Source organism: Wolbachia endosymbiont of Drosophila seguyi (assembly GCF_028981765.1).
In the GTDB taxonomy this organism is placed as follows: domain Bacteria; phylum Pseudomonadota; class Alphaproteobacteria; order Rickettsiales; family Anaplasmataceae; genus Wolbachia; species Wolbachia pipientis.
Map to the genome: position 1 here is coordinate 1 of NZ_JAPQLM010000105.1, position 3,243 is coordinate 3,243.

The 3,243-nt window shown below is 40.1% G+C and carries 3 protein-coding genes; all 3 read right to left on the reverse strand.

Features of this window, described 5'->3' with window-relative positions; genetic code table 11:
• Positions 1–831: 831 nt before the first annotated feature.
• From recJ to OZD62_RS02375, 3 genes are read right to left on the reverse strand one after another with little or no spacing between them, the layout of a single operon-like run.
• The gene (gene recJ, locus OZD62_RS02365; RefSeq protein WP_010962506.1) at positions 832–2,571 is read right to left on the reverse strand and encodes a single-stranded-DNA-specific exonuclease RecJ; all 1,740 of its coding nucleotides are present in this window, start codon (positions 2,569–2,571) and stop codon (positions 832–834) included.
• Positions 2,572–2,631: 60 nt separating this feature from the next.
• Positions 2,632–2,865 (reverse strand): hypothetical protein, encoded by a 234-nt coding sequence (locus OZD62_RS02370; RefSeq protein ID WP_010962507.1) that lies wholly within the window; start codon positions 2,863–2,865, stop codon positions 2,632–2,634.
• Positions 2,862–3,065, reverse strand: a complete 204-nt coding sequence (locus OZD62_RS02375; RefSeq protein ID WP_010962508.1) for a hypothetical protein — start codon at positions 3,063–3,065, stop codon at positions 2,862–2,864. The genes OZD62_RS02370 and OZD62_RS02375 overlap by 4 nt, the downstream gene beginning before the upstream one ends.
• Positions 3,066–3,243: the final 178 nt, after the last annotated feature.

The following is a 3,243-nucleotide window of genomic DNA, read 5'->3' on the forward strand; positions in this document are numbered from 1 at the left end:
AACATTTCTGGGTTTTTACCTATATAAGCTGAAACGCGCTTATAAGTCGTTTAAGACAGTATAGTACGCCAATTTGCAGGATTAGAGAGTGACAACTAGCTAACACGGGGTTTCTTTTGCCTTTTTTTCTGCTTAGTAAATTTCTTAAACATTTGCAGCGTAGGTTAGTTGCATTCAAAAGCAGCTAAATTGCAGTGTTTAAGACTTAAAAACGCCAATACTGAAAATAGACAATGACTAGGGTTTCTTTTGCCTTTTTTTTCATTTGGTAAATTTTTTAATGTTTATGGCTAAACGACAACCGTCATCCCGCTGCTTGTTAGCGGGATCTCTTGTTAGCGCCGCGGCGGTATGACGGTTCGTGGCGGCGTGACGATAAGCTCGTCATTCCGCTGCTTGTTAGCGGGATCTAGAGATACCGCGAATGAATCGCGGTATGACGGTTCGTGGCGGCGTGACGATAAGCTCGTCATCCCACTGCTTGTTAGCGGGATCTAGAGATGCCGCGAATGAATCGCGGTATGACGGTTCGCGGCGGTATGACGGTTCGCGGCGGTATGACGGTTCGCAGTGGCATGACGATAAGCTCGTCATCCCGCTACTTGTTAGCGGCTAAGAGATACCGCGAATGAATCGCGGTATGACGGTTAAGTAGGGTGTCATCCCAGTGTCACGCACTGGGATGACATTATAGGAGCACTGGAATGACACCCTCTTGGATGGAAATCAGTGTCAGATAATTTCATGACACCAGTTGTTGTAAACTCACTTTTTCTCGATTTTTTGGTTTATCTTGTCTACCTATTTTGCCACTCTGCTGAACAGATACACTCAACTTATGGTCAATACATCTTCTATTAAAAATTGTACAAATTCATTGCCATTCCAGTAATTCATAGAGATTTTACCCAAAATAGCTTTAACATTACCCTGCATGATAGCAGAGCCAAGATGAGTATTTGCAGAACGAAATGCAATAGCTCTTACCATAACATTATCATCAGCAATAAAACATTTTATATGGTCAACTCCTATAACTTCAGGCTTTCTTATCTTTGCTCCTTGGATAATAAACCTTGGTTCAGGATTTCCAACTCCAAATGGTCCCAAGCGTTGCAGTTGGTTCCACAGAGATAAGTTTATTGCTTTAGCAGTTACTATACTATCAGCTTTTAAAGTTTTCTCATTTATAGAGTTTGAAAATCTTTCAGTAAAAAAATCATGCAAATCATTTATTTTGTCTTCTTTAATTGAAAATCCTGCCGCCATACTATGGCCACCACCTTCAATAATCAAATTTATAAACTTTGCGGAAAGGACTGCAGCACCGATATCAACTCCCAAAATTGATCTACAGCTTGCTTTTCCTATTCCATTATTTAAAGATATCACTACTGTTGGCAAGTGAAACTGCTCCTTTAGCCTTGATGCAATTATACCAATTATTCCCTGGTGCCAATTGCCACTTATCATTATAAAATTCGCACCTGATTGGGCAGACTTTTCCGCTTGTGCTGTAGCTTCCAAGAGAGCCTCATTTTCTAACACTTTTCTTGCATTATTCAAATCTATTAATTTTAGCGCGATTGAATGTGCCTCTTCATCATCATCGGTGGAAAGCAACCTTGCACCAAGCGATGCTTCTCCAATTCTTCCTCCAGCATTTATGCATGGCCCAATACTAAACCCTAATCGAGAAACACTTGGTTTTTCAAGGATTCCCAAAGCATCAAATAAAACACGCAAGCCAACGTTTTTTCTTGTTGACATAACTTTTAATCCTTGTGAGACAAGTGCTCTATTGAGGCCTGTGATCTGCATAACATCACAGACAGTTCCTAGGGCAACCAAATCCAACAGATCAAATAAATCTGGTTCTTTTTTGTTGGTAAAAAATCCTTGCTCACGTAGGCTTTTATTAAGAGCAACAATTAGCAGAAATGACACTCCAACTGCTGCTAGGTTATTATAAGGAGAGCTCTCATCAAGGCGGTTTGGATTCACAACTGCTACGGCGCTTGGTAATTTTTCCGTACCAAGGTGATGGTCAACAACTATAATATCAAGACCAAAAGCCTTTGCATCTTCTATTGGTTGATATGCAAGCGTACCACAATCAACGGAAATACATAAATCAATTCCATTCTTTTTAAGTTGTAATAAAGCATCTGTGTTTAATCCATAACCCTCATCAACACGATCTGGAATGTAGATTATAGAGTGTATATCGATTGCTCTCAGGTACCTGTTAATCAATGCTGACGACGTTGCACCATCAACATCATAGTCACCAAATATTGCAAGGTTTTCATCATTTTTTATTGCCCGTATTATACGAGAAACAGCTTTATCCATATCAAGAAGGTGAAAGGGATCTGGTAATAGCGATCTGATTAGTGGATATAAGAAGTCGCTTGCATTTTCTATGTTAACACCACGAGTAACCAATATTCTTGCTAATATTTCTGGTAACTCAAATCTCTGTGTAAGAGTTAAGATTTGCCTTTGATCTGCTTCTTGCAACTTCCACAATGCATTTGTTATGCTGCGCTTTTCAATTTCAAGTAGCATATTCTTTCTTTGTAAATAAAACTACTTTACCAGAATTTTTAAGCTTGTTCTATAATTGTATTAGACTTCTGCATAACCTAAACTAAGTAGAAAAAAGGTATCATCTAAGTAGCTGACACTGGTCTCCATCCAAGAGGGCAGTAGCCCCTTCGGTGTCATTCCAGCGCGTGACCAGGTCTTTTTAGCTATCATAGGATGACAGAAGCAGACACTCCACTTTGTCGTTCCAGTGCCTCCTTTTTTTGTCATTCCAGTGCCTTGACTATTTGGATCCAGGAAAAAGAATGGTGTCATCCCAGTGCCCCTATGATGTCATCCAAGTAGCCTCCCTCTCCTGTCATCCCAGTGCTCCTTTTTTTGTCATCCGAGTAGCTGACACTGGGATCCAGGAATTTTATTAAGTTGGTAAGCATAAAAGTGTTATGTAAAATACAACGTTCTTGATGAGATTGCGTGAAATGCTGGATCCCAGTGTCTGGGCACTGGGATGACAAAGGAGGACAGTGTCAGCTACTCGGATGACAAAAAAAGGAGCACTGGGATGACATCATCCTTTTTTGGGGGTTCCAGCGTCACGCGCTACCTTCCGTATAAATATTAAAAAATTTACCAAATGAAAAAAAAGGCAAAAGAAGCCCCGTGGTTGGCTAATTACTTACATTATACTTTCAA